The 2,161-nt window shown below is 67.3% G+C and carries 3 protein-coding genes and 1 pseudogene; 2 read left to right on the top strand and 2 right to left on the bottom strand.

Annotation, left to right across the window (positions count from 1 at the left end; all coding sequences use genetic code 11):
* Together Q4F04_RS15490 and Q4F04_RS15485 are read left to right on the top strand one after the other, a co-directional pair.
* The coding region (locus Q4F04_RS15490) for a fumarylacetoacetate hydrolase family protein (RefSeq protein WP_303370685.1) at positions 1–178 on the top strand (178 nt) is incomplete at its 5' end.
* Positions 175–318 (top strand): annotated as a pseudogene (locus tag Q4F04_RS15485) (NAD(P)-binding domain-containing protein); the annotation flags it as partial. The gene Q4F04_RS15490 and the pseudogene Q4F04_RS15485, both read left to right, overlap by 4 nt.
* Here Q4F04_RS15485 and Q4F04_RS15480 read toward each other — a convergent pair.
* Both Q4F04_RS15480 and Q4F04_RS15475 read right to left on the bottom strand, forming a co-directional pair.
* Complete coding sequence (locus Q4F04_RS15480) at positions 287–898, bottom strand: LysE family translocator (RefSeq protein ID WP_303370684.1); 612 nt, start codon at positions 896–898, stop codon at positions 287–289. The pseudogene Q4F04_RS15485 and the gene Q4F04_RS15480 overlap by 32 nt on opposite strands.
* 219 nt (positions 899–1,117) lie before the next feature.
* Positions 1,118–2,161, bottom strand: a 1,044-nt coding sequence (locus tag Q4F04_RS15475; protein WP_303370683.1) for a hypothetical protein, incomplete at its 5' end; no start/stop codon positions are given.

The following is a 2,161-nucleotide window of genomic DNA, read 5'->3' as shown; positions in this document are numbered from 1 at the left end:
CCGGCTCATGCCCGGCGACATCATCATGACCGGGACGCCCGCGGGCGTGGGCGCGGTGACATCCGGCGACCTGCTGGACTGCGAGGTCGAGGGGCTCGCGCCCCTGCGCGTGACCGTGGGCCCTCCCGCCGCCCGAGTCATCCGCCGCACGCAGCACAGCAACCGGGGATCACCATGATGCAGCCGACTGCCGGCATTGCCGGAACGGGCCGGATGGGCACCGCCTTGGCCCGCCGCCTGACCGGATGCGGCTTTGCCGTGACCGTGTGGAACCGCACGCCGGCCCCTACCGCCGAAAGCGTGGCGGCCGGGGCCGGCGCGAGTGCCGAGCCTGCGGGCCCCGCCACCTGCGAGGTGATCCCGCTGTCGCTGCCCAGAGCACCATGCCGGCAGACGAGCGCAGCAACTTCTGCATCATGTCGACGAAGAAGATGACCAGGAAAAAGACCCCAAGCAGGGCCGTGATCGTGGCGGCGATCAGCATGAGCCTCTCATGCGCACGCATCACCGCCAGGTCGATGACACGCGGCAGAAGCACCAGATGCCTCACCACGGTTTGCGGGCTGCCGAGGCAGATGGCGAGCCCGACCAGCGCCGAGGAGATGATCCCGCAGGTTGGTTCTGGTTGATCGGTGGGCGTCACCGGGGCGCTCCACATCCGGAACGCCGTCCAGAGAAGCAGTCCGACGCCCGCATATTTCCCCACGGTGAAAATCCCGGGATGCGCCTGGAGCCAGAAGCCGGGACCGGCACAGATTGCCAGAACGACCAGAACGTCGCCTGCGCAGATGCCAATCGCCAAAGCACATGCGCCTGCCCGATCCTGACTGGCGGACCGTGCCGCCAGCACAGCCACAAGCGGACCGGGCGCAAGCGTCAGCGCGCCAAGGGTCGCCATGCATGTCAAGACCGCCGCTGCTTCCATGAGCCTGCTGGACGCCTTGCCTCCTTTGGCAAAGGAGCCGCGGCCTGCCCTCTCGACCTGATGACACCAGCCTTCGGGACCTCAGGCCAAGCCCGCCCGCGGATCGGCGACATACGCCGGATGGGGGACGCCGTCGGAAAAGTCGTGGCGCTGGCGGCTCGATGCTCCGCGATGCTTGACCGGCATGTCCGCTCAGTCGCGCGGATCCGGGATGATGATCGGCGTCACGTAGGGCAAACCATGGTCTTGCGCCATGATCGCAGCCTGGCGGATGATGTCGGCCTGCCTGTTGCAGCCCGTCTTCCAGAAGATGCTCTTCAGCTGGGTCCGCACCGTGGCCTGCGCCGTTTTTCTTTGCGCCGCGATCTGGCCGGGCGTGTGCCCGGCCACAAGAAGGGCCACGACGCCCGCTTCGGCGGATGTCAGGCCATGCATGGCGCAGAACCGGCGCACTCCATCCGGCAGTGCGCGTGCGGGATCTTCCAGCTGCAGGAAACAGGACGCGGTCCCGGCGGAAGCGCTGCCCGTATGGCCCGGACGATACAGGCAGACGTGCAGCGGCAGCCCGCCGGACTTCCGCTTGAGGTGGCGGTGCCGGACCGCCGGAAATGCGTCGGTGGTCAGCAGATGCTGCAGGCAGGAGAGGAGGTCCGCATCCTTGCAGACCAGTCGCCCCAAGGCTCCGATGCTGAGTGCCTCGGTCTGGGCCAGAAGGGCGAGAGCCTCCGGATCGGCCGCCACAACCCGCAGCTTCGCATCGACCTGCAGCCTGCTGCCCGGGGGCGGCTGCATGCCGCGATCCCCGGCAGCGCCCCGGCATCCGATGCGAAAGGCACGATTCAGATGGGGAACAAGAAGACCGATCGTGCGGCGGGCGTGCTCGAGCTGCTCCTTGCCGACATCCGCGCTGATGATGCTGAAGAAGACATGCAGCCGCGCGTCGCGGTGCAGCGTCACGCCCAGTCCAGTCTCGATGTCCTGGGGCCGCAGGTAGTCCTGGAAATACTCCGTGCCCTTCAGGGCCTCGCGCGGCAGCATCTCGTCGGCCTGCATGACCTTGCCGAGCGGCCGCCTCATGGCGTGATCCACCCAAGGGTTCACCTTGTGATAGTGATCGTTGAACTTCGCGACCATCTCGTCCTCGAGGCCGGCTGTCAGCGCCAGGGCCCCGGCTCCTGAACCCTTGTCATGGAAGAACAGGACCGACTTTCCATTCGGCATGAGATCGCAGGATCG

Origin of the sequence: Paracoccus sp. (in: a-proteobacteria) (genome assembly GCF_030536915.1) — a bacterium.
GTDB lineage: Bacteria > Pseudomonadota > Alphaproteobacteria > Rhodobacterales > Rhodobacteraceae > Paracoccus.
Note: the sequence above shows the minus strand (reverse complement) of the source record. Positions and strands in the feature narration are given on the sequence as shown.